Origin of the sequence: Kitasatospora purpeofusca, assembly GCF_034043715.1 — a bacterium.
GTDB lineage: Bacteria > Actinomycetota > Actinomycetes > Streptomycetales > Streptomycetaceae > Kitasatospora > Kitasatospora purpeofusca_A.
Window position 1 is genome coordinate 12684 of the sequence record NZ_JAXCLC010000061.1, and the last position, 22765, is coordinate 35448.

Sequence of the window (22765 nt, forward strand, 5' to 3'; positions counted from 1 at the left end):
GGAGGCCGTCCGGCGGTGTCGGGCCGCGCCGGGCCGGGGCGCGCCCGGTCAGCCCGCGGTGGCGCGCGGGGCGGTCGGGTGGCCGAAGCGGAACAGCGGGTCGGCGGTGTCGAAGGGGACGTCCTCCCGGGCGGCGTCGACGGCCGCGTCGGAGCGCGGGAGGTCGAAGGGGAGGGTGCCGGTCATCGGGGTGCGGCCGAGGACGGCGTCCAGGACGAGGTCGTCGGCGGCGCCGAACTCGCCTACCAGCAGGGCCGCGTGGGGTGCCAGCGGGGTGAGGACGGCGGGGCGCTCCAGCTGGGTGACGAGGGCCGTGGGCAGTGTCCGGGCCAGCTCCGCCAGCCGGGCCGCCTCGGCCGGCTCGAACTCCAGCGAACCGGAGTGGAAGGCCCGCTCCAGCAGCCCTTCGCGCTTCTCGTAGGGCGTGGCGAGGCGGAGCACCGCGAGGTCGGCGTCCTCGGGCCGGTCGACGACGGTGCCGTAGCGGGCGGCCACGGCCGGGTCGATGCCCTCGACGTAGAGGCGGGTGCCGGTGAGCGGGCGGCCGGTGAGCGGTTGGCCGGACAGGTGGACCAGGGAGCGGGCCTGGAGTTCGCGGCCCAGCGCGCGGCCCTCGGGCGCGCCGACCAGTGCGACGGCGGCCTCGACGTCCACGTACGGGTCGTCGAACAGTCCGAGGCGGAACTTGTCGCGCAGGATGCGGCGGACGGACTCGTCGAGGCGCGCCTCGGTGACGGCGCCGGAGCGGAGCACGCCGAGGATCAGTTCCGGGTCGGTCTCGCCGCCGAGCTGGTCGGCCCCGGCGTGCAGGGTCAGCGCCACCTGCTCCGGCACGGACAGCTCCTCGACGCCCCAGTGGCGCGGCGGCAGGCTGACGACGCCGGGGACGTCCATGCCGGTGATGGCGTTGAAGTCGGTGCAGACCACACCGTCGAAGCCGTACTTCCCGCGCAGCAGACCGGTGATGACGTCGTGGTTGAAGTTGGCGCCGACCTCGGCCAGCCCGCTGCCGGAGGGGATCGCGTAGGCGGGCATGATCTGCGCGGTGCCGGCCTCGAACGCGGCCTCGAAGGGGCGCAGGTGCCGGTCGAGCGCGCCGCCCGGGTAGACCAGCCGCCGGCCGGCCGCGAAGTGCGCGTCCTCGCCCTTGGACTGCGGGCCGCCGCCGGGGAAGTGCTTGGTCATGCAGGCGACGCTGTCCGGGCCGACCGGTCCGCCCTGGAGGCCGCGGATGTAGGCGGCGATGATCCGGGAGGCCCGGTCCGGGTCCTCGCCGAAGGTGCCGCTGATCCGGGCCCAGCGCGGTTCGGTGGCGAGGTCGGCCATCGGGTGGATGGCGACCCGGATGCCGACGGCCCGCAGTTCGCGGCCGATCAGCGCGGCGTACTCCTCGACGAGTCCCGGGTCGTCGGTGGCGGCCAGCCCGATCGGCTCCGGGCCGGTGGAGAAGCCGCCGCCGGTGAAGGCGGTGGCCGGGTTGGCGGTGAAGCCGTGCCGGGGGTCGGAGGCGAGGGTGACGGGGATGCCGAGGCGGGCGGCGGCGGCGAGGTCCTGGACGTGGTTGTTCCATTCGGCCATGGCGCGGGCGTCGGGGACGGCCATCATGGCGAAGGCGGTGAGGCCGCGCTCGGCGATGAGGTGCTCGCCGGAGGGGAAGGGGCCCTGGTTGCCGGGGAACATCCGGCCGTGGAGCATCAGGGCGGCCTTCTCCGGCGGCGTCATCCGGGCCAGGAGGTCCTCGACGCGCTCCTCGACGGGCAGCCGAGGGTCCTCGTAGGGCTCCATGGTGCCGTTGTGGTTGAGGTCGCGGAACGGTGTGCCGTCGGTGTGGTGCAGCAGGGTCCTCATGCCGTCACCCCGGCGGGCGCCTGAGCAGCGGCGGACGCCGCCAGCCCGGCGGCGGACGCGGTCGGCCCGGCGGCGGCCTTGGCGCGGAAGGCCGCGACGGTCCCGGCGTCCACGCCGCAGTGGGCGAGCAGGCCCTCGGTGCCGCCGTAGCGGCTGCCGACCAGCTCCAGGAAGGCCGCCATCGCTCCGGCCGGGGCCTCCAGCAGCGGGCGGGGGACGACCAGGGTGCCGTTCTCGTAGTCGTTCAGCACGGCCCGGTTCCGCTCGGCCAGGCCCTCGAAGATCTGGGTCAGCGCCGCGCCGGTGCGGGCGTAGTCGGCGACGACCTCCTCGGCGGGCACGCCGAGCAGGTCCAGCAGCAAGGCGGTCAGGAAGCCGGTGCGGTCCTTGCCTGCGGCGCAGTGCAGCAGCACGCCGCCGGGGCGGGCGGCGGCCTCGACCGCGAGCTTGACGGCCCCGGGGGCGGACTCGGCCATCAGCAGGTAGAAGGCGCCGAGGTCGGCGTCGGTGGTCATCTCCCGCATGGCCGCGGCCAGTTCCCCGCCGGCGGGCTGGATGCGGGCGGCGACCACCTCGACGCCGTCGGCCGCCGAGACCGCCCAGTCGTCGTCCCGGGCCTCGGCCTCGCCGCGCAGGTCGACGATGGTGCGGATGCCGGCGGTGCGCAGCTGGGCGGAGATGCCCGCGTTGTCGCGGGGGAACGGCTGGGCGGAGCGGTGGAGGACGCCGGGGCGGATCCACCGGCCGGCGGGGTCGGCGAGGGTGGCGGGGTCGCGGAAGTTGACCAGGGTCATGGTGGGGGGCCTCTCGGTGGGGGGTCGGTCAAGGAAGGGGGTCGGTCAAGGAAGGGGGTCGGTCAGAGGGAGCGGGGCGGTCAGGGGGAGGGGAAGTCACGATGGGCTGGACATCTAGACGTCTAGATGTCTACCTGGCGGATCGGGACCAGGGCAAGCGGCGCCGGGGTGAACTTCCGGACAACCCCGGACGGAAGCCGCCCGCCGGCTCCGTAGGATCGGGCGCGTGGCAACGCACCGAAGCGACACCCCGCTGTACCGCCGGCTGGCCCGGCAGCTCCAGGAGCGCATCGCCGCCGGGACGTACCCGGCGGGCTCCCGGCTGCCCAGCGAGTCGGAGCTGAGCGCCGACTTCGGCGTCAACCGGCTGACCGTCCGGCAGGCGGTGGCGGAGCTGGAGCGGGCCGCGGTGCTGGAGATCCGCCGGGGCGTGGGGACCTTCGTCCGCCCGCCGGCGGTGCGGGTCTCGATCACCGTCGACCCGCGCAGCCAGCGGTTCGACCTCGGCAGCGTCCACCGCGCCCTGCCCCTGGGGACCGGACTGCCGGACGACGCCGACCTGCCGGCCGGGACCGGGAGCACCGTCGAGGGCGACGGCGAGGCCGTGGTGGCGGCGCCGGCCGTCGGCGGCTCCGCCGAGGACGACGAGGCCGCCCGGCAACTGGGCCGCGCCATCGGGGAGTTGTCCCGGGTGGACACGGTGATCCGGATCGGCGGCCGTCCTCGGGTGGCGAACAGCTACTGGGTGCCGACCCGGCCGCTGCCGGCCGAACTGCTGCGGCCGGGACGGCCGGGGAACATGGTGCCCGCCCTGGCCGGGGCGGCCGGCGTGGAGCTGGAGTACGACTGGCGGGCGTTCGGCGCGATCGGCGCGGACCTCGCGGACGCGGAGCTGCTCGGAGTGCCGCCGGGCACCCCGCTGCTGGTCCGCGAGGGCGTCAGCTGCACGCCGGACGGCACGCCCGCGCTGTACGTGCGGCGGCGGATCGACGGCAGCAGCGCGCGGTTCGTGCTGCACTACCGCGAGCCCGGCGGGGCGGACGACGCGGGCGGGTCCGGGCCCGCCCGGTAGCCGGGCGCGCTCACCCGGCAGACCCGGACACCGACCCGGCTTCCGACCCCGACCCCGACCCCGGCCCCGCGAGCGGACCGAGCAGTTGCCGGAACGCCACCGCCCAGTCCGCCAGCGGCCGCCCCTCCTCGCCGTCGACGACATGCCGCCGGGTCATCCCCGCCAGCAGCGCCGCCAGGGCCTGCGGCCGCAGGTCGGCGACCACGTCCACGCCCAGCCGGGCGGCCGCGATCGCCGCCGCCCGCTGCGAGAACGTGTCGATCATGATCAGCGCGAAGTCGTGCACGCTGCGGATCCCGATGAACCGGCGCCGCAGCGCCCGGCGCCGCACGGTGTGCTCGGCCGGTTCCTCCAACTGCCCGTCGGTGGTGGCCCCGGCGTGCTCGAAGGCCTCCCAGATCCCGAGCCCGGGCGGCGCGGCGGCGAAGGCGTCCAGGACCGCGAGCCCGAAGTCCATGCCGAAGAGCAGGGCCTCCTTGCACTCGTAGTACCGGAAGAAGGTGCGGTGGGCGACGTCCGCGCGCCGGCAGATCTGGTCCACCGTGGTGCTCTCGAAGCCCTGCTCCTCGAAGAGGTCGAGCCCCGCCGTACGGATCGCCTGCCGGGTCCGCGCGCGCTTGCGGTCGCGCAGTCCGGGCTCCGCCGCGGTGTCCGTCCCCTGCCCCTGCATCCTGCTCGCTCCTCGTCAACTGGCTTGCCGCAAGCGGCCTTGGTCGTACGGAATCACGCCGGGAGCGGCCGCTCAAGCCCAGCGCGAAGTCGTCGTCAGCTCGTCATGTGAAGTTTGCAGAACTGCCAATTGGCAGTTGTGCCACTTCCAAAAGCTGGGCACATACGGCGACCGGTCCGGCCCGGACCGCCCGTTCTCCCCCGCTTTTCCCTCGCCCTCCCCTCGCCTCCCCGCCTTCCCCACTCCCCCCGCCCCCACCGAACCCCACGAGGAACCATGAAGCGGCACACGCACGTCCTGGCATCCGCGGTCTGCACGGCGGCCCTCGCCCTCACCGCCGTCGCCTGCTCCACCTCCGACGACACCCTCTCCGGCGGCGCCGCGACCGGCTCCACGCCCAAGGACGACGGACCCGCCGTCGACGGCGGCACCCTGCGCATCGGCCTCGACCGGCCGTTCACCAAGCTCGACCCGGCCGACAGCGGGCTCACCTCGATGCCGATGATGATCCTGGCCAACGCGCTCTACGACCCGCTGATGGCCAACGCCGACAACGGCGCCGTCCAGCCCCACCTGGCCAAGTCCTTCACCCCGAACGCCGACGCCACCGCCTGGACGCTGGAGCTGCCCGAAGGCGTCACCTTCAGCGACGGCAGGCCGCTGGACGCGCAGTCCGTCGTCGACCACGTCGACCGGCTCGCCAAGCCCGAGGCCAAGTGCGCCTGCGCCGTCGACGCCGCCACCATCGGCGCCATGACGGTGAACTCCCCGACCTCCGTCGGCTTCGCCCTCAAGGCCCCGAACGCCGCCTTCCCCAACCTGTTCACCCGCTCCCTCGGCTACATCTCCGAGGCGCCCGCCGGCCCCGACACCCCCGCCGTCGGTTCCGGCCCGTACACGGTGGAGAGCGTGCAGCCCGGCGTCTCCGCCACCCTGGTGCGCAACCCCGCCTACCGGGGCCCCAAGGGCCACGCCGACAAGCTCGTCTACAAGGTGCTGCCGGACACCGACAGCCGCTACCAGTCGCTGCGCTCCGGCGACGCCGACCTCGTCTGGACCGAGACCCCCGCGCAGTACAAGCAGGCCGCCGGCGACGGGCTGCGCGCCGCGACCGGCCCCGGCTCGACCTCCACCGTGCTGTTCAACACCAAGGCCGCCCCCTTCGACGACCCGAAGGTCCGCAAGGCGCTCCAGTACGCCGTGGACCGGGCCGCCGTCGAGCGGGTCGTCCACCTCGACCAGGGCAAGGTCGCGGACGGCCCGATCAGCTCCACCTCCCCCTACCGGGGCACCGCCGACACCGGCTACCCCGCGCACGACGCCGCCCGGGCCAAGGCGCTGCTGGCCGAGGCCGGCCACGCCGACCTCGCCTTCGACTACCTGGTCGACAGCCGGCCCGAGGGCCAGCAGCGGGCCACCGTGCTCCAGCAGATGTTCGCCGAGGCGGGCGTCCGGATGACCATCAAGCCGCTGGACCCGGCGGGCCTCGGCACCGCGATGTACCAGCGCCAGTTCCAGGTGATGGACTTCGTCACCAGCATGTTCGGCGACACCGACACCGCCCTGACCAGCCTCTTCCTGTCCAACTCCCCCTACAACTTCACCGGCTGGAACAACCCGGCGGCGGCGCGGGCGATCACCGCCGGGCACGGCACCGTCGACCCGGCCCAGCGGGCCCGCGCCTACCAGGAGGCCGCGCGGGAGATCGTCGCGGACGCCCCGATGCTCTTCCTGACCGAGAACCCGGTCGGCTTCCTGGCCACCGCCAAGCTCGGCGGACTGCCCGACGTCTCGAAGCGGACCGTGGTCAGCGTCTCCCCCGCGGTGCTGTGGGTGAAGAAGTGACGCCCGCCCTGGCGCCCGCACCCACCACTCCGGCACCCGCACCCGCACCCGCACCGGCACCGGCAGCCGCCCTGGCCCCCGCCCTACGGACCGCGGGGCGCGCCGCCGGACGGGCCGGACGGGCCGCCTCGGTCCTGCTGCTGGTCACCGTCGCGGCGCTCGCCCTGCCCCACCTGATGCCCGGCTCCCCCGCCCTCGCCGCGCTCGGCCCCACCGCCACGCCCGAACAGGTCGCCGCGTACGAGGCCCGGCTCGGCCTGGACGACAACGTGCTCGCCGCCGCCTGGCGCTGGCTCGGCGACGCCCTGCACGGCGACCTCGGACACTCGCTGTCCACCGGCGCCGCCGTCACCGCCGAACTCTCCGACCGGATCCCGGTCACCCTCGAACTCTTCGTCGCCGCCCAGCTGGTGGCGCTCGGCCTGGCCCTGCCGGTCGCCCTGTACTCGGCCTGGCGGCCGGGCGGGGCGGTCGACCGGATCGCCACCGCCGGCGCGTTCGTCTGGCTCGCCGTACCCGGCTTCGTACTCGGCCTGGTGCTGATCTGGCTCACCGCCGTCCAGCTGCGGATCCTGCCCGCCACCGGCTGGACGCCGTTCACCGAGGACCCGTTCGACAACCTGCGCCATCTGGTGCTGCCCGCGCTCACCCTCGGCCTCACCGAGGCGGCCGTGTTCACCCGCACCCTGCGCGGCCAGCTGATCGACACCCTCGACCAGACCTACGTCGCCGCCGCCCGCAGCCGCGGCATGGGCACGGTGCGGCTGCTGCTGCGGCGCGCCCTGCGGCCCTCCTCGCTGCCGCTGGTCACCCTGGTCGGGATCGGCATCGGGATGTCGCTCGGCGGCTCGGTGCTGGTCGAGTCGCTGTTCGCGGTGCCGGGCGTCGGCACCCTGGCGGCCACGGCGATCGCCGGCCGCGACTTCCCGGTGGTGCAGGCCGTGGTGGTGGTCAGCGCCGTCGGCGTGGTGGCGGCCACCCTCGCCGTGGACCTGCTGTACCGCACGATCGACCCGAGGATCGCCGATGAGCGTCACTGACACCGCCCTTCCCGAAACAGCCGAAGCAGCCGAAGCGGTCCAAGGAGCCGAAGCGGCCCAAGCAACCGGAGCAGCCCAAGCAGCCGAAGCCACCGGCGCGGTCCGCCGGTCGCCCTTCCGCCGCCCGGCCCCCGGGGTCCTGGCCGCCGGGGCCTGGCTGGCGCTGGTCGCGCTCGCCGCCCTGCTGGTCCCGCTGCTGCCCGGCTTCGACCCGCTGCACGGCGACTTCGCCCACCCCTCCGCCGCCCCCGGCCCCGGCCACTGGCTGGGCACCGACGCCGCCGGGCGGGACGTCCTGCAACGGACCGTGGCCGGCGCCCGCGCCTCCTTCGCCGTCGCCGGGCTCACCATCGCGGTCGGCCTGCTCGGCGGCGGGACGCTCGGCCTGGCGGCGGGCTGGTTCCGGGGCCCGGTGGACAAGGTGATCGGCTTCGCCACCGACCTGCTGATGTCGGTGCCCTCGCTGATCCTGGTGATGATCACGGTCGCGCTGCGCGGCCCGGGCCTGACCGTGATCGGCACCCTGATCGGCCTGTTCACCGTGCCGCACTTCACCCGGATGGTGCGCGCCGTCGTCCTGTCGCTCAGCGAACGCGGCTTCGTCCAGGCCGCCCGGATGATCGGCACCGCGCCGCTGCGCATCCTGCGCCGCGAGGTGGTCCCGCACGTCGCTCCGGCCGCGCTCACCTTCGCGTTCACCGCTACCACGGTCGCGATCGTCGCCGAGGGCTCGCTCAGCTTCCTCGGCTTCGGCCTCCGCCCGCCGGAGCCGTCCTGGGGCGGCATCATCGCCGAGGGCCGGACCACCCTCGGCAGCGCGCCGTGGATCTCGCTCGCCCCCGCGGCGGTGCTCTGCCTGACCGTCCTCGCCCTCAACTACCTGGGCGAGCAGCTGCGTTCGAAGGGAGGCCGGGGATGACCGGCCCGGTCCTGGAAGTCCGCTCGCTGGACACCACCCTGCACACCCCCGACGGCCGGACCCTGCACATCCTGCACGGCATCGACCTCAGCATCGACGCCGGGGAGTGCCTCGGCGTGGTCGGCGAGTCCGGCTCCGGCAAGTCCGTACTGGCCCGCACCGTGCTCGGCGTCCACCCCCGCACCACCCGGACCACCGCCACCGGGCGGATCCTGCTCCACGGCGAGGACCTTCTCACCGCCGCCCCGCGCCGGCGCGCCGAACTCCTCGGCACCGGCGTGGCCATGGTCCACCAGGACCCGATGACCTCGCTCAACCCGGTGGTCCGGATCGCCGACCAGGTCACCGAGTCGCTGACCAACCGCCGCCGGATGCGCCGCCGGGAACGGCTGCGCACCGCCGCCGAACTGCTCGCCGCCGTCGACGTGCCCGATCCGGCCCGGCGCGCCCGCGCCTACCCGCACGAACTGTCCGGCGGTCTCCGGCAGCGGGTCGGCATCGCCGCCGCGCTGGCCGGCTCCCCCGCCCTGCTGCTCGCCGACGAGCCCACCACCGCGCTCGACGTCACCGTCCAGCGCACCGTCCTCGACCTGCTCGACCGGCACCGCGGGACCCGCGGCCTCGCCACCCTGCTCATCACCCACGACATCGGCCTGCTGTACGGCCGGGCCCGGCGGATCGCCGTCATGTACGGCGGACGGATCGTCGAGACCGGCCCCACCGAGGCCGTCACCGAGGCACCCGCCCACCCGTACACCGCCGCGCTGCTGCGCTCGGTGCCGAGGGTCACCGGGCCGCTGCGCCGCGTCCTGCCCGCCGTGGCCGGCTCGCCGCCGGACCTCTCCCGACCGGCCGTCGGCTGCCCGTTCGCGCCGCGCTGCGAGCGCGCCGAGGCGGTCTGCTCGACGGACGCGCCCCCGCTCCACCGGGTCGGCGACGGTCACACGGCCGCCTGCCACTTCCCGCTCACCGCGCTGCCCGGGCCGGCGTCCACGTCTGTGCCCAAGGCCCAGGAGACCGTATGACCCCCGTCATGACCCCCGTCGCCCCCGCCCCCGAACCGTCCCCCGTCGTGCTGCGGGCCACCGGGCTGTCGGTGGTCCACCGCACCCGCTCGGGCCCGCTGCACGCCGTCAGCGAGGTCGACCTGACCCTGCGCGAACGCCGCACCCTCGCGCTGGTCGGCGAGTCCGGCTCCGGCAAGAGCAGCATCGCCAAGGCCCTGCTCCGGCTGCCCCCGCCCACCGCCGGCACCGTCACCGTCGACGGCACCGACCTGGCCGCCCTCGCCCCCCGCGCGCTGCGGGCCCTGCGGCCCCGGCTGCAGATGGTGTTCCAGGACCCGGTCTCCTCGCTCAACCCGCGCCGCACCGTCCGCGACCTCGTCGCCGAACCGCTCGACGCCCACCCGGACCCGAAGGTGGACCGCGCCACCGCGGTCGAGCGCCAGCTGGAGGCGGTCGGACTGCCGCTCGCCCTGTTCGGCGACCGCCGGCCCGGCCAGCTCTCCGGCGGCCAGGCCCAGCGGGTCGCGATCGCCCGGGCGCTGGCGGCCGAACCCCGGGTCCTGATCGCCGACGAGGCGGTGTCCGCGCTCGACGTCTCGGCCCAGGCCACCGTGCTCAACCTGCTGCGCCGGCTCACCGGGGAACGGGGGCTGGCGAGCCTGTTCATCTCGCACGACCTCGGTGTGGTCCGCGCGGTCAGCGACGACGTCGCGGTGCTCCAGCTCGGCCGGCTCTGCGAGCAGGGCCCCACCGAGGAGGTGCTCGCCGCCCCCGCCCACCCCTACACGGCGGCGCTGCTCGCCGCCGTCCCCGAACCCGGCCGGCCGCTCGGCGACACCGGGCTGGTCCCCGCCGACCCGCCCTCGCCGCTGGACCCGCCGTCCGGCTGCCGGTTCCGCACCCGCTGCCCGTTCGCCGACGAGCGGTGCGCGCGCGAGGTGCCGGAGCTGCGCGAGGTGGCGCCGGGGCGGACCGTCGCCTGCCACCGGCCGCTGCTGCCGGTCCCGGTGGCGCACGACGGAGCGGTCGCCGCCCGGCCGACCCGATAACATGCCCGGGCTGGGTGGCCGGCCGGCCGGCCCACGGCCCGCCGGTCCGGCCGACCGGCGGCAGGCCGATCGGCCGACCGGTCGGCCCGCCGGACGGCCGCACCACACCCACGGGCCGGGGCGGACACGACACCATGACGGCGGCCAACGGAACCGGCACCCCCGACCCCCCCGACATCCCCGGCAAGCTCGCCGGCCACTGCCTCGCCCTGTTCACCGAGGTCTCCCGCACCGGCCGCCTGCTCCGCCGCACCGAGCTGGAACGGCTGCGCGACCTCGGCGAACGCGCCGCCGAAGCCGGCCACGGACTGCGCGACCTCGTCGGCGTCTGCCTCGGCGCCACCCGCGCGTCCTGGCAGACCTTCCCCGGCCTCACCGCCGCCACCACCGCCGAAGTCCGGCGCACCGGCGACGCCGTGCTCGCCGCCACCCAGGCCGCGCTGGGCGCCGTCGCCGAAGGCCACGAACGCGCCCAGCGGATGGCCGTGCGCCAGGAGGAGGCCAACCGGCGGGAACTCGTCAACGACCTGCTGCACGGCCGCACCGACCTCGGCCGGCTCGCCGAACGCGCCGAACGCTTCGGCCTGCGGCTCGCCGCCGGGTACACCGTCGCGGTCGCCGTCGGCGCGGAGCCCTACCTGGAGGGCGCGCCCACACCGCACCGGGTCCTGCGCGAACTGACCGGCCGCTACGACGACCGCACCCTGCTGCTGGCCGTCCGCGACGGGCGGCTGGTCTGCATCGCCTCCGACGGCGAACAGGCCGTCCTCACCGCCTTCACCGACCTCGCCCTGCGGCCCGGCCCCGGCTACCCGCCGGCCCTGCGGGTGGCCACCGGCCGCCGGTACGGCGGCACCGGCGGCATCGTCCGCAGCTACGAGGAGGCGCTCGCCACGCTGGAGTACGCGGAGCGGCTCGGCCTGCCCGCGGCCCGGCTGCGGGCCGAGGAGCTGCTGGTCTTCCCGGTGCTGATGCGGGACCGGGAGGCCATGGCCGACCTGGTGCGGACCGTGCTCGGTCCGCTCACCGCCGCGCGCGGCGGCGCCCGTCCGCTGCTGGAGACCATCACCGTGCAGGCGGAGGCCGGGTACGTGAACGCGGAGACCGCCCGGCGGCTCGGGCTGAGCGTGCGGGCTCTCGGCTACCGGCTGGAACGCATCCGCGACCTCACCGGCTACGACCCGGCGGAGGCCCTGCACCGCTACACCCTGGAGACCGCCGTGATGGGCGCGCGACTGCTCGACTGGCCCGACCAGCCGTTGTGATTCCCTCCGTTCGGACGTTTCGGACGGCCCCGCGTTGCCTGCGGTTTCCGGATATTTTCGGGGTGTCAAAGCATCGTCAAGATTGCCGGATCCTGGCAGTGTGCGGACACCTGCCCGCCTGACAGGATCGCTGCGGCGCACGGGGAACCGGCGCTGTAGGAAGAGTCTGGGGGGCGGGGCGGTTGCGGGGGAATTTCAGAGCCGCGCCGGGCTTCCAGACTCTGGTGGTGACTGCTGAGCACTGGATGCTGGCCCTGCTCAGCGGCCTTGGCGCCGACGTCGTGTCCGGGGGACACGACGTCGGCCACGCCACCAGGACCCGGAACGGGGGGTGCGGCGCCGATCCCCACGTCGACGCCGTGCCCGGGGTTCTCCCCGACAACCTTCCGGGCGACCTGCTCGCTTCCGAACCCTTCCCCCTGGTCGGCCGCTCCTGCTTCGTCCTCCCGGGCGACGCCACCGCCACCGGCGGCTGGGCCGAGGTCGCCACGGACGACGGCTCGCCGCTCCTCATCGCGGTCCGCACCCCGCCCGGCGACCCCACCGTCCCGGCCGGCCGCACCGCCCTCCTCCACGCCCACGACCCGGCGACCGACACCTACCTGATCACCCTGCTGGACCTGGGCAGCCTCTTCAGCTGACGGGCGTTCCGCCGATGATCGGACTTGTTCGCTGCTCGTCGGCCCCTGAGCGGCGTCCCGTGACCGTCGCCGCCCTCCGGTCAGCGGCGGGCCGCCGCCAGGAGGGCGGGGACGGTGGGGAGTTTGACGCGGGGGCGGCCGGTGGCCTCGCCGCGGGCGCGTTCGGCGCGGTCGATGGCGCGGAGGTGGCGCAGGCCGAGGGCGTCGGGGCGGCGGGTGCGGACCAGGCGGTCGAAGGTCCTGCGGTCGCCGGCCGGGTGGGGCAGGGTGCCCGCGACGGCGTCGTCCAGGAGGGCGTGCACGGTCTCCTCGGCGCAGGCGCGGTTGGCGCCGATGCCGCCGGTGGGGCCGCGCTTGGCCCAGCCGACGAGGTAGGTGCCGGGCAGCGGTCGGCCGGTCGCCGGGTCCAGGACCCGGCCGCCCCGGTGCGGGACGCTCGCGGTGGCCTCGTCGAAGGGCAGTCCGGGGAGCGGAACGCCGCGGTGGCCGATGGAGCGGACCACCAGGGCGGCGCGCAGCGGTTCGTCGTCGCCGGTCAGGCGGACGGCCTCGACCCGTTCGCCGCCGAGGAGTTCGACGGGCGCGGCCTCGAAGCGCAGGACGATCCGGCGGCCCGGTCGGGGTGCGGCGGCGCCGTCCAGGCGTTCCAGCGGGAGGCCGGCCAGCAGGGCCGCGCCGGAGCCCTCGGGCGCGGCGGCGAGGGCCGCGCGGACCTCCGGCCGGTCGTCCACGGCGACCTCGACGCCCGGGAGCCGGGTGAGGGCGAGGAACTCGGGGGCGGTCCAGGCGGCGTGCTCGGGCCCGCGCCGGGCGGTCAGGACGACCTCACGGAGCGGGCTGCGGCGCAACGCGGCGAGGGCGTGGTCGGCGATGTCGGTGGCGGCGAGCCGGTCGGGGTCGGTGAGCAGGATCCGGGCGATGTCGAGAGCGACGTTGCCGTTGCCGATCACCACGGCCCGTTCGGCGCCGGGGCCGGTCCCGGCGCCGAGGGCGACCGCGTCGGCGGGCACGGTCGGTTCGGCGTTGTACCAGCGGACGAAGGTGGTGGCGGGCAGGCTGCCGGGGAGGTCCTCGCCGGCCACGCCGAGCCGGCGGTCGGCGGCGGCCCCGACCGCGTACACCACCGCGTGGTGGTGGGCGGCGAGTTCGGCGTGGTCAAGGTCGGTGCCGACCTCGACGTTGAGGTGGACCCGCAGCCGGGGGTCGTGGAAGACGGAGGCGAAGCTCTCGGCGATCCGCTTGGTCGACTGGTGGTCGGGGGCGACGCCGTGCCGCAGCAGTCCGCCGGTCACGGGCAGCCGGTCGAGCATGGTGACCTCGGCGCCGGTGGTGCGCAGCAGGGCCTGCGCGGTGTAGCTCGCGGACGGCCCGGTGCCGACGACGGCGACCCGCAACGGGCCGGTGCCGAGGTCGAGGCCGGTGGGCAGGCTGCGCGGGAAGACGGGCGCGCCCCAGGCGTGGTCGGTGGGGTGGTCGCGGTACCAGTCGCGGTTGAGGTCGCCGTAGACGGCGTCGGGGCCCGTGAGCCGGTCGACCGGGAAGATCGCGTCGACCGGGCAGGCGTCGGCGCAGGCGCCGCAGTCGATGCAGGCGGCCGGGTCGATGTAGAGCAGGTCGGTGCGGCCGAAGTCGGGCTCGTCGGGGGTGGGGTGGATGCAGTTGACCGGGCAGACGGACACGCAGGAGGCGTCGTTGCAGCAGGTCCGGGTGATCGCGTAGGCCATGGCGGGGCGGGGTTCCTCGCTGGGTGGGGTCGGCGTGCGGGGCGCTCGGAGCGTGTTCGGCGTGCGGGGTACGGGGCGCGGGGTACGGCGCGCGGCGCTCAGAGCATGTGGATGCGGCGGTAGAGCTTGGTCGACGGGCCGGTGAGCAGGCCGTTCTCGGCGAGGAAGGCCATCAGGTGGCGACTGCTGGTGCGCATCATGGCGCGGCGGTGCTCGCTGGCGCGGACCTCGGCGAGGGCGCGGGCGACGTCCAGGCCGGCCGCCTTGTACACGGACGGGTGAACCATGCTGGTGACGATGACGTAGGCGCCGGCGGCGATGCCGAAGGCGGCGTTGCGGCGGCGCAGGGCGCCGGCCCCGCGCAGCCGCTCGCGGATCTCCTGACGGGCGAACTTCATGTGCCGGGACTCCTCGACCACATGGATCCGGGACGTCCCGCGGACGATGTCGAGGACGTTCTCGCCGCGCATCCAGTCGCGCTGCATGACGTCCAGCACCTCTTCGGCCACCAGGATGCCGCCGTAGGCGAGTTCGCCCCGGGCGAGGGCCTTGTAGGCGCGCCCGGCCTGGGCGACCAGCTGGTTCGGCTTGTACTGGGGGACGCCCATCTTCTCGCAGGCCCGGGCGAACATGATCGAGTGGCGGCACTCGTCGGCGATCTCGGTGAGCGCGAAGCGGAACTCGGCGCTGGCCGGGTCCTTGAGGTACTGGTCGCGCAGCACCATCTGCTGGAGGATCATCTCGAACCAGATGCCGGTGGTCATGATCGAGCCGACTTCGTGGCGGGTCAGGACGACCCGCTGCTCCTCGGTCATCCCGGCCCAGAGCGCGGTGCCGTAGAGGGTGCTCCACTCCGGGTTGAGCCCGTAGTGACCGGGCTCCAGCGGGGCGTCCCAGTCGATCTCGGTGGCCGGGTCGTAGGAGAGGGTCGCGGCCGACTCGAGCAGCCGCTCGGACACGTTGTCGTTGGCGGCGGAGTGGGTCCGTCCGTGGCCGCCGGGGGTGAGGGTGGGGATGCGTTGCGCCGAGTGAGCCATGGCTGCCTCCGTCAGGTGCGTGGCCTGCGCGGGGACTCGCCACCGCGGCGGGGCCCGCGCTTATTGACGGAGATTACAATAAGAGCGGACGCCCGAGAACCCCCCGTGCGCCGCCTCCCGTTCGCTGCCTCCCGCGCCGGGGCCGTCGGCGGGAACTGGCGGCGGGAACTGGCGGGCTCGGCGGGCCGGAGGATGATGGAGAGGTCGCGGCAGTGACCCCGCGCCGGAGAGGAGCGGACCGGATGAGCACGCCGGACGCCCTGCACCGCGGCCGATCCCCCTTCGTCGACAACGCCGTCGGAGCCCTGCTCGACGCGGACGGCCGCATCGTCCGCTGGACCCCGGAGGCGGCCCGGCTCCTGGGCATCGACGCCCGGCAGGTCCACGGCCGGCCGGCGCGCGAGCTGCTCGACGACCCCGCGGCGTGGCCGGCGATGTCCGAGCTCACCGAGCGGCAGCGGGCCGAGGGCTGGTCCGGCGAGGCGGTGTTCCGCTCCGGCCGGGGCGAACGGCTCGCGCTCTCCTTCCAGATCCTGCCCCTGGACGCCCCGGCGGCTTCCGAGGCCCCCGAGTCCCCCGAGTCCCCGGACGGCTCCGGCGCGGCCCGCTACCTGGTGCTCGCCGCCCCCACCCCGCAGATCGCCCGCTGGCGCCAGGACCAGGCGTTCACCAGCGAGCTGTTCCTCCAGGACCGGGTCGGCCTGGCCGTCTTCGACGAGCGGCTGCGCCTCGTCCGCACCAACACCCACCTGCTCCCCTACAGCGGCCTCCCCCCGGACCTGCGCGGCCGGCGCCTCGGCGACTTCCTCCAGCCGCGGGACGCGGCGGCCGTCGAACGCGGACTGCGCGACGTGCTGCGCACCGGCCGGCCGCTGATCGCCGCGGAGGAGGTCGTCCGCACCATCGAGGACCCGGCCGGCGGCGCGGTGATGGCCATCTCGGCGTTCCGGCTGCAGGCCACGGACGGGCAGGTGATCGGGGTCACCGCACTGTTCACCGACGTCACCGAACTGCACCGTTCGGGTGAACGGCTCGCCCTGCTGCACCGGGCCACGGCCGCCGTCGGCGGCTCGCTGTCGGTCGGCGGGACGGCGGAGGAGCTGGCCGCCGTCCTCGCGCCGCCCGCCGGCGACCGGACCGAGCCGGGCAGCCCCGACCAGGGCAGCGCGGGCCCGGGCACCGCAGGCCCGAGCACCGCAGGCCCGGGCGCCGCGCCCGTGCCGGGCCTCGCCGACCTCGCGGTGGTGGACGTCGCCGAGGCCGTGTTCACCGGCGGGGAGCCCGTCCCCGGGCGGGACGGGCGGGTGCTGCTGCGCCGCGCCGCCGTCGCGGTGTCGGCCCCGCCCGGCGAGCCCGCGCCGGGGCCGGGCGGCCCGGTCGCCCCGCCACCGCCACCGCCGGTCGGGGCCGCCGTGCACGCCCACCCCGACGAGCAGAGCGTGCACACCGACTTCCCCGCCTCGATGGCCGTCCCGCTCCGGGCCGGCGGCCGGCTGCTCGGCCGGGTGTCCGTCCACCGCGCCCCCAACCGGCCGCCGTACCTGCCGGCCGATCTGGAGCTGCTGCGCGAGATCGCCGACCGGGCGGCGCTCGCCCTGGACAACGCCCGCCGCTACGCGCGCGAGCACCGGGCCGCCGTCGGCCTCCAGCGCAGCCTGCTGCCGCCCTCGCAGGCCGAGACCACCGCCGCCTCCACCACCAGCGTCTACCTGCCCACCGACACGGCGAGCGGGATCGGGGGCGACTGGTTCGACGTGATCCCGCTGTCCTCCGCCCGGGTGGCGCTGGTCGCGGGCGACGTGGTCGGGCACGGCCTCGCCGCCAGCGCCACCATGGGGCGGCTGCGGACGGCGGTGCGGACGCTGGCCGACCTCGACCTGGAGCCGGACGAACTGCTCGCCCACCTGGACGACCTGGTGGCCCAGCTGATGGTGGAGGCGGAACGGCCGGACGAGGACGAGGACGAGGACCGGGCGGCGGACGGGGCGGCGTACGGGGAGGCGTACGGGGAGGCGGACGGCCCCGGCGCGGCCTCCCGGCCCCCGGTGGACCACTGGTGGTGGCCGGACGGGACCGGGGACGGCACGGACGAGCAGACCGTGCCGTTCGGCGCCACCTGCGTCTACGCGGTGTACGACCCGGTGTCGCGGCGCTGCGCGATGGCCTCCGCCGGGCATCCGCCGCCCGCCGTCGCGGCGCCGGACGGCCGGGTGACGTACGTGCCGCTCCGGCCCGGACCGCCGCTCGGCGTGACCGGCCTGCCGTTCGAGGTGACCGAGGTCGAGCTGGAGCCCGGCAGCCTGCTCGCGCTCTACACCGACGGACTGCTGCTGGGCTACGCCGACGACCTGGAGGCGGGCATGGACGCGCTGTCGCACCGGCTGGCCGCCGCGGCCTCCCCGCCGGACGGCGCCGTCACCCCGGCCGGGGCCTCGCTGCGGCAGCTCGGCCGGGACCTGGTCGCCGGCCTGCCGGCCCACCGCCTCACCGACGACGTCACCCTGCTGCTGGCCCGCACCCGCGCGGTCCCGGCGGCGGACACCGCCGGCTGGACCCTGGAGGCGGACCCGGCGGGGGTCGCCCGGGTCCGCGAGGCCGCCACCGAGCAACTGCGGCGATGGGGGCTGGAGGAACTGGAGTTCACCACCGAGCTGGTGCTCAGCGAGCTGGTCACCAACGCCATCCGGTACGCGGGCGGTCCGGTCGGCGTCCGGCTGATCCGGGCCGAGCGCCTCACCTGCGAGGTCTCCGACCCCAGCGCCACCCAGCCCCGGATGCGCCGCGCCCACCTCACCGACGAGGGCGGACGGGGCCTCTACCTGGTCGCCCAGCTCACCACCCGCTGGGGCAGCCGCTCCACCCGCCAGGGCAAGACCATCTGGGCGGAGCAGGAACTCCCGCCGGGCTGAGGCCGGGACACGCCCGCGTTCCGACCAATCCGGGGGGATCGCGCCCCTCCACCGGTGTGATTGGTGCTCTGATCTGCTGACTCATCCACCAAGGAGAGACATGCGTACTCGCACCGCCCTCGCCGCCGGCGTCCTGGCCGTGGCCGCCCTGCTGGCCGGCGCCGGCACCGCTTCCGCCGACTCCGTCGCCGAGGGTCTGGCCTTCGGTTCCCCGGGCGTGCTTTCCGGCAACCAGATCCAGATCCCGGTCCACATCCCGGTCAACATCTGCGGCAACTCGATCGGCGTCATCAGCGCGCTGAGCCCGGCGTTCGGCAACACCTGCGTCAACGCCTGATCCGCGGGCCGCACGCACCACGACGCGGGTCCGTCCCTCCGGGGGACGGACCCGCGTCCGCGTGCTGCCGGGGGCGCGGCTACCGGCGGCTCAGGCCCTTGTCGATCGCGGTGATCAGCTCGCCGTTCGGGGTGTCCCCGTCCAGCGACCAGATCATGGCCCCGCCGAGGCCCTCGCGGCGCACGTACTCGGCCTTGGTGCGCAGCACCGCGGCGTCGTCGTACGTCCAGAGCGTGGTGCCGTCGAACAGCCAGGCGTGGCCGTTGCGCTGACCCCGGTACAGCTTGTAGGTGCCGGAGTCGGCGAGCTTCCTCAGCGCCTTGTAGTCCTCGGTGCCGGCCGTCCAGGTCGCCGGGGCGGGCCCGGCGGCCGGCTGTCCGAGACCGTTGCCGCCGCCCGTGACGCCCGTCCAGCCCTGGCCGTAGAAGGGCAGGCCGGTGACCAACTTGCGGGCCGGGGCGCCGCGCCGCAGCCAGGCGTCGACGGTCCCGTCCAGGCTGAAGTCGTCACGCGCGTACAGCGCCGACTGCTGGGCGGTGGTCTTCTCGCCGGAGACGTGGAAGTCGTAGCCCTGGAGGTTGACGAAGTCGAAGTCCCGGATGATCTTCGAGACCTCGAAGCCCGCGTCGATCTTGGCGGGCGCGGTGGGCGCGTAGGCGCTCAGCTCGAAGTGCTTGCGGCCCTTCAGCGTCCGGGCGTAGGCGTCCGCCTGGGTGCGGAACTCGTGGACCAGCTTGGTGAAGTTCTGCTTGTCCTCCGGGCGGATCCCGTTGCCGGGGGCGCCCTCGGAGCCCGGCCACTCCCAGTCGAGGTCGATGCCGTCGAAGATCCCGGCCGCCGCGCCCGCGCCGCCCCGGGCACCGTCCGCGGGCAGGTTGCCCTTGAGGTAGAGGTCGATGCAGGAGGACACCAGCGCCTTGCGGCCCGCCTCGGTACTGGCGGCGTCCGAGAAGTGCGCCGAGCCGCTCCAACCACCCAGCGAGATCATGACCTTGAGGCCGGGGTGCTTCGCCTTGAGCTCGCGCAGCTGGTTGAAGTTGCCGGCCAGGGCCTGAGTGTCGGTGTCGGCGGCGCCGTCCACCGACTCCTCCGCGCCGACCGGCCGGACGTAGTCGGCCCACGCGTCGGAGCCCGGGCCGCCGATCTGGCAGGTGCCGGCCGGACCGACGTTGCCGAAGGCGTAGTTGATGTGGCTCAGCTTGCCGGCCGTGCCGCTGGTCTCCAGGTCCTTGACGTGGAAGTTGCGGGCGTAGATGCCCCACTGGATGAAGTACCCGACCCGCTTGTAGGCGGTCCCGCCGTGGCGCGCGGAGTCGGCCGCCCCGTCGAGGTCGGCGGCAGCGGCCGCCGGGGCGAGCGGGGCCAGCAGCGCCAGAGCGGCGGCGGTGGCGGCGCCGAAGGTGAGGCGGGTGGAGAGTCGGTGACGCATGGTCGAGATCACCCCTAGTGCGGTGGGCCGCACGATCGTGGGAACGGTGGACGGCGCAGGGAGTCCGCAGGGTGTGCCCGTACCGGGCGGCGACGACTCTCCACGCCAAGGTCTATACCTGTCAACGGACTTCGCAAAGGTTTTGCAAAACGGGCGGGAGCGGGGCGGGCTCCGAGCGAGTGGCGGGCGAGTGGCGGGCGTCACACCGGAGCGTGTCACAGGGCGCCGGGCTGTCCCGTCTCCAGGGGTGAAGCACCGACCACCGCGAAGGAGCACCCACCATGGACACGCGACTGAACTTCCTCGGCAACCCGGCCACCGCCAAGGCCGTCAAGGGCCTGATGGCCCTGGGCAAGGAGATCAAGGCCATGCCGCTGCCGGCCGCCACCCAGGAGCTGGTGGCGCTCCGGGTGAGCCAGATCAACGGCTGCGCCTTCTGCATCGACATGCACACCAAGGACGCGGCGGCGGCCGGCGAGACCGCGGTGCGGCTGAACCTGGTCGCGGCCTGGCGGGAGGCCACGGTCTACACCGAGGCCGAGCGGGCGGCGCTGGCCCTCGCCGAGGAGGGCACCCGGGTCGCGGACGGCGCCGGCGGGGTCCGCGACGAGATCTGGGCGAAGGCCGCCGAGCACTACGACGAGGAGCAGTTGGCGGCGCTGGTGATGGTGATCTCGTTCATGAACCTCGCCAACCGGGCGAACATCATCACCCAGCAGCCGGCCGGCGACTACGTGGCCGGGCAGTTCCACTGACCGTCCCGGGTCCGCCGGGCCGGGGCGACTGCCCTGGCCCGGCGGACCACCGGCATGATCGTTCGACAACCGTTCGTCCGAGGGGGAGGAAACCGGCGTGAGCAAGGTCGAGGAGTTCGAGGAGCTGCGGCCGCTGCTGTTCTCGATCGCCTACCGGATCCTCGGCAGCGTGGGCGAGGCCGAGGACGCCGTCCAGGAGGCGTGGCTGCGCTTCGACGCCTCACCGACCAGGCCGGACAGCACGAAGGCGTTCCTGTCCACCACGGTCACCCGGATCTCGATCGACGTGCTGCGCCTGGCCCGGGTCCGGCGCGAGGCGTACGTGGGCCCGTGGTTCCCCGAGCCGCTGCTCACCGACCCGTACGAGGACCCGGCCCGGGCCGCCGAACTGGCCGACTCGGTGTCGATGGCGGCGCTCCTGCTGCTGGAGCGGCTCAGCCCGCTGGAGCGCGCGGTGTTCGTCCTGCGCGAGGTGTTCGGCTTCGGCTTCGACGAGGTCGCCGAGTCGGTGGGCCGCTCCGAGGCGGCCTGCCGGCAGCTGGTGGTGCGGGCCCGGCAGCACATGCGGGAGGGGCGGCCGCGCTTCGAGGCGGAGCGCAAGGAGCGGGACGAACTCGCGGCGCGCTTCTTCGACGCCATGCGCGAGGGCGACATGGCCGGGCTCCAGGAACTGCTCGCGGCCGACGTGACGATGGTCGGCGACGGCGGCGGCAAGACCCCGCAGCTCGCCCGGGCCGTGGCCGGCGCCGTGAACGTCGCGAGGCTGCTGGCCGCGATCATCCCGCTGATGGCGCGGATCGACGTGACCTTCGAACCGCACGAGGTCAACGGCCAGCCCGGCGCCGTGTTCCGCGACCGCGAGGGGCGGGTGCTGAACACCCTCGTCCTCGACGTGCTGGACGGCCGGATCGGAACCGTCCGCTCCATCAGCAACCCCGACAAGCTCGCCCACCTCGGCCCGGTCGCCGACGCCTGGGCCCTCCACCAGGAACTCAAGCAGGCCCGCCGCGCCGATTGAGCCGGCGCCGGGGCGGCCGGTCGCAGTTCCGGCCGACCGGCGCGCGCCTGCCCTGTTCGCACACGTCACGCCGATAGCGTTCGGGAGCACGAATCCCTGGCCGAACGGATGGTGACGGAATGTCGGACGCAGCGAAGCGGCACATCTTCTCGATGCTGGACGCTGACGGAGACGGCGTGATCTCACGGGACGAGTACCTCGCCCGGGTCGACCGCGCGGCGGAGGCTACCGGGCGCGACCCCCTGGACCCCCTGGTCGAGGCCGCCCTCGCGGCGCACCGGGAGGTGTTCGGGGCGATGGACGCCGACGGCGACGGCCGGGTCGGCCTCGACGAGTACCGCGGCTGGGCCGGCCACGACGCGTTCGAGCAGTCCTGCCGACCAGCCCTCGGCTCGCTGTTCGACCTCGCCGACGCGGACGGCGACGGACACCTCACCCGCGAGGAGTTCACCCGGCTGCGCGCGGCCACCGGCAACACCGCCGACGGGGCCTCCGCCGCGTTCGAGGTCCTGGACGCCGACGGCGACGGTCTGGTGGGCCGGGACGCCTACTTGGCCGCGATCCACGACTACCTCACCACCGGCACGTCCCCCATGGCCGACGCCTACCGCCCCAGCGGCCCCGTTCCGCAGGAGGCCACCGCCTTTTGATCCCGCCCGTTCTCCGTGCGGAACGATCCCGTACACACCGCATGCCCTCCGGAACCATGGCCCGGCCCGGCTTCGTCCCACACCCTGGAGGAAGCGTGCGACACCCCGCGACCAAGCCACACCCGCGAGTGCCGCTGGTGGGACTGTCCGCGCTGGCGGTCACCGTGCTGCTGCCCTCGGTCGCGGCCGAGGGCAGCAGCCACCACTACGAGTGGGCCGCGCTGGGCGACTCCTACACCGCCGGCCTCTTCATCGGGGACCCGCGGCCCCCGCTGGGCAGCGCCGCACGGGACGGTTGCGACCGGAGCGCCGGGTCCTACCCCGACCTCGTCGGGCGGGCGCTCGCCGTCCGCCCGACGAGGTCGGCCCGTGCACCTGACCGACGCCAGCTGCGACAACGCCGCCATCGCCGACATCACTCGCGAGCGGCAGCGGCCGACCAGCCAGGTGCAGCCGCCCGGCGGGGACCCCGCTGGGTGGCCCGCGGTCGATCCGCAGATCCGGCGGGCCCGGCTCGGCGACCGCACCGACGTCGTCACCGTCGGCATCGGCGCGATCGGCCTGCCCTTCGGCGAATGCCTGAACCTCGCCCTCGCCCACGTCTCCTGCGCGGCGTACTACGCGAATCCACCCGAGGCCGTGGAGTGCCTCGACGCGAAACTCGCCAGGATCCGCGACGAGTACGGCCGGATGCTCGGCGCGATCCACCGCGCCGCACCGCACGCCAGGGTCATCACGGTCGGCTAGCTCGGCCCG

20 protein-coding genes are annotated in these 22765 nt (G+C 75.0%); 14 read left to right on the forward strand and 6 right to left on the reverse strand.

Features of this window, described 5'->3' with window-relative positions:
- Nucleotides 1-48: 48 nt before the first annotated feature.
- The gene (locus SM793_RS27020) at nucleotides 49-1848 is read right to left on the reverse strand and encodes a glycoside hydrolase family 3 protein (RefSeq protein ID WP_320440891.1); all 1800 of its coding nucleotides are present in this window, start codon (nucleotides 1846-1848) and stop codon (nucleotides 49-51) included.
- Entirely contained in the window at nucleotides 1845-2642 is a 798-nt protein-coding gene (locus SM793_RS27025; protein WP_320440892.1) for a tyrosine-protein phosphatase, read from the reverse strand. The genes SM793_RS27020 and SM793_RS27025 overlap by 4 nt, the downstream gene beginning before the upstream one ends.
- A 226-nt stretch (nucleotides 2643-2868) precedes the next feature.
- On the opposite strand from SM793_RS27025, the gene SM793_RS27030 reads away from it, so the two are divergent.
- Complete coding sequence (locus SM793_RS27030; protein ID WP_320440893.1) at nucleotides 2869-3714, forward strand: GntR family transcriptional regulator; 846 nt, start codon at nucleotides 2869-2871, stop codon at nucleotides 3712-3714.
- Between the two features lie 10 nt (nucleotides 3715-3724).
- Here the strand turns inward: SM793_RS27030 and SM793_RS27035 are convergent, their stop codons facing one another.
- Nucleotides 3725-4384, reverse strand: coding sequence for a TetR family transcriptional regulator (locus SM793_RS27035; RefSeq protein WP_320440894.1), 660 nt, complete (start codon nucleotides 4382-4384; stop codon nucleotides 3725-3727).
- Between the two features lie 276 nt (nucleotides 4385-4660).
- Here SM793_RS27035 and SM793_RS27040 point away from each other — a divergent pair, with 276 nt between their 5' ends.
- The 7 genes from SM793_RS27040 to SM793_RS27070 all read left to right on the forward strand — a co-directional run bounded on the left by SM793_RS27040 (nucleotide 4661) and on the right by SM793_RS27070 (nucleotide 12150).
- A complete protein-coding gene (locus SM793_RS27040; RefSeq protein ID WP_320440895.1) occupies nucleotides 4661-6229 on the forward strand; it encodes an ABC transporter substrate-binding protein in 1569 nt (522 codons plus the stop codon).
- Nucleotides 6226-7269, forward strand: coding sequence for an ABC transporter permease (locus SM793_RS27045; protein WP_320440896.1), 1044 nt, complete (start codon nucleotides 6226-6228; stop codon nucleotides 7267-7269). Before SM793_RS27040 ends, SM793_RS27045 begins: the two co-directional genes overlap by 4 nt.
- Entirely contained in the window at nucleotides 7256-8188 is a 933-nt protein-coding gene (locus tag SM793_RS27050) for an ABC transporter permease (RefSeq protein WP_320440897.1), read from the forward strand. Before SM793_RS27045 ends, SM793_RS27050 begins: the two co-directional genes overlap by 14 nt.
- Nucleotides 8185-9213: an ABC transporter ATP-binding protein gene (locus tag SM793_RS27055; RefSeq protein ID WP_320440898.1), complete on the forward strand. Its 1029-nt coding sequence runs from the start codon at nucleotides 8185-8187 to the stop codon at nucleotides 9211-9213. Before SM793_RS27050 ends, SM793_RS27055 begins: the two co-directional genes overlap by 4 nt.
- Entirely contained in the window at nucleotides 9210-10244 is a 1035-nt protein-coding gene (locus SM793_RS27060; RefSeq protein ID WP_320440899.1) for an ABC transporter ATP-binding protein, read from the forward strand. Before SM793_RS27055 ends, SM793_RS27060 begins: the two co-directional genes overlap by 4 nt.
- Nucleotides 10245-10378: 134 nt before the next feature.
- The gene (locus SM793_RS27065; RefSeq protein ID WP_320440900.1) at nucleotides 10379-11509 is read left to right on the forward strand and encodes a PucR family transcriptional regulator; all 1131 of its coding nucleotides are present in this window, start codon (nucleotides 10379-10381) and stop codon (nucleotides 11507-11509) included.
- A 227-nt stretch (nucleotides 11510-11736) separates the two neighbouring features.
- Nucleotides 11737-12150: a hypothetical protein gene (locus SM793_RS27070; RefSeq protein ID WP_320440901.1), complete on the forward strand. Its 414-nt coding sequence runs from the start codon at nucleotides 11737-11739 to the stop codon at nucleotides 12148-12150.
- 80 nt (nucleotides 12151-12230) lie between these two features.
- Here the strand turns inward: SM793_RS27070 and SM793_RS27075 are convergent, their stop codons facing one another.
- Both SM793_RS27075 and SM793_RS27080 read right to left on the reverse strand, forming a co-directional pair.
- On the reverse strand, nucleotides 12231-13874 hold the full coding sequence (locus SM793_RS27075; protein WP_320440902.1) for a 4Fe-4S binding protein: 1644 nt from the start codon (nucleotides 13872-13874) through the stop codon (nucleotides 12231-12233).
- A 98-nt stretch (nucleotides 13875-13972) separates the two neighbouring features.
- Nucleotides 13973-14911 (reverse strand): diiron oxygenase, encoded by a 939-nt coding sequence (locus SM793_RS27080; RefSeq protein WP_320440903.1) that lies wholly within the window; start codon nucleotides 14909-14911, stop codon nucleotides 13973-13975.
- A gap of 242 nt (nucleotides 14912-15153) precedes the next feature.
- Between SM793_RS27080 and SM793_RS27085 the strand changes: the two genes are divergently transcribed.
- Both SM793_RS27085 and SM793_RS27090 read left to right on the forward strand, forming a co-directional pair.
- The gene (locus SM793_RS27085) at nucleotides 15154-17820 is read left to right on the forward strand and encodes a SpoIIE family protein phosphatase (protein WP_320440904.1); all 2667 of its coding nucleotides are present in this window, start codon (nucleotides 15154-15156) and stop codon (nucleotides 17818-17820) included.
- A 100-nt stretch (nucleotides 17821-17920) separates the two neighbouring features.
- Nucleotides 17921-18157, forward strand: coding sequence for a chaplin (locus SM793_RS27090; protein WP_320440905.1), 237 nt, complete (start codon nucleotides 17921-17923; stop codon nucleotides 18155-18157).
- Between the two features lie 79 nt (nucleotides 18158-18236).
- Here SM793_RS27090 and SM793_RS27095 read toward each other — a convergent pair whose 3' ends face one another.
- A complete protein-coding gene (locus SM793_RS27095; protein ID WP_320440906.1) occupies nucleotides 18237-19586 on the reverse strand; it encodes a glycoside hydrolase family 18 protein in 1350 nt (449 codons plus the stop codon).
- A gap of 281 nt (nucleotides 19587-19867) precedes the next feature.
- Between SM793_RS27095 and SM793_RS27100 the strand changes: the two genes are divergently transcribed.
- From SM793_RS27100 to SM793_RS27115, 4 genes are all read left to right on the forward strand, one after another.
- Nucleotides 19868-20341 carry a carboxymuconolactone decarboxylase family protein gene (locus SM793_RS27100; protein ID WP_320440907.1) on the forward strand — a complete coding sequence of 158 codons (474 nt, stop codon included), beginning with the start codon at nucleotides 19868-19870 and terminating at the stop codon, nucleotides 20339-20341.
- 97 nt (nucleotides 20342-20438) lie between these two features.
- Nucleotides 20439-21359, forward strand: a complete 921-nt coding sequence (locus SM793_RS27105; protein ID WP_320440908.1) for an RNA polymerase sigma-70 factor — start codon at nucleotides 20439-20441, stop codon at nucleotides 21357-21359.
- 119 nt (nucleotides 21360-21478) lie between these two features.
- Nucleotides 21479-22009 (forward strand): EF-hand domain-containing protein, encoded by a 531-nt coding sequence (locus tag SM793_RS27110; RefSeq protein WP_320440909.1) that lies wholly within the window; start codon nucleotides 21479-21481, stop codon nucleotides 22007-22009.
- Between the two features lie 369 nt (nucleotides 22010-22378).
- The gene (locus SM793_RS27115; protein ID WP_320440910.1) at nucleotides 22379-22756 is read left to right on the forward strand and encodes a hypothetical protein; all 378 of its coding nucleotides are present in this window, start codon (nucleotides 22379-22381) and stop codon (nucleotides 22754-22756) included.
- Nucleotides 22757-22765: the final 9 nt, after the last annotated feature.

Coding starts and splice junctions, on each gene's coding strand:
- SM793_RS27020 (WP_320440891.1), bottom strand. CDS start 1,848: ATGAGGACCCTGCTGCACCACACCGACGGCACACCGTTCCGCGACCTC.
- SM793_RS27025 (WP_320440892.1), bottom strand. CDS start 2,642: ATGACCCTGGTCAACTTCCGCGACCCCGCCACCCTCGCCGACCCCGCC.
- SM793_RS27075 (WP_320440902.1), bottom strand. CDS start 13,874: ATGGCCTACGCGATCACCCGGACCTGCTGCAACGACGCCTCCTGCGTG.
- SM793_RS27095 (WP_320440906.1), bottom strand. CDS start 19,586: ATGCGTCACCGACTCTCCACCCGCCTCACCTTCGGCGCCGCCACCGCC.
- SM793_RS27110 (WP_320440909.1), top strand. CDS start 21,479: ATGTCGGACGCAGCGAAGCGGCACATCTTCTCGATGCTGGACGCTGAC.
- SM793_RS27085 (WP_320440904.1), top strand. CDS start 15,154: ATGAGCACGCCGGACGCCCTGCACCGCGGCCGATCCCCCTTCGTCGAC.
- SM793_RS27080 (WP_320440903.1), bottom strand. CDS start 14,911: ATGGCTCACTCGGCGCAACGCATCCCCACCCTCACCCCCGGCGGCCAC.
- SM793_RS27090 (WP_320440905.1), top strand. CDS start 17,921: ATGCGTACTCGCACCGCCCTCGCCGCCGGCGTCCTGGCCGTGGCCGCC.
- SM793_RS27050 (WP_320440897.1), top strand. CDS start 7,256: ATGAGCGTCACTGACACCGCCCTTCCCGAAACAGCCGAAGCAGCCGAA.
- SM793_RS27035 (WP_320440894.1), bottom strand. CDS start 4,384: ATGCAGGGGCAGGGGACGGACACCGCGGCGGAGCCCGGACTGCGCGAC.
- SM793_RS27040 (WP_320440895.1), top strand. CDS start 4,661: ATGAAGCGGCACACGCACGTCCTGGCATCCGCGGTCTGCACGGCGGCC.
- SM793_RS27055 (WP_320440898.1), top strand. CDS start 8,185: ATGACCGGCCCGGTCCTGGAAGTCCGCTCGCTGGACACCACCCTGCAC.
- SM793_RS27065 (WP_320440900.1), top strand. CDS start 10,379: ATGACGGCGGCCAACGGAACCGGCACCCCCGACCCCCCCGACATCCCC.
- SM793_RS27060 (WP_320440899.1), top strand. CDS start 9,210: ATGACCCCCGTCATGACCCCCGTCGCCCCCGCCCCCGAACCGTCCCCC.
- SM793_RS27100 (WP_320440907.1), top strand. CDS start 19,868: ATGGACACGCGACTGAACTTCCTCGGCAACCCGGCCACCGCCAAGGCC.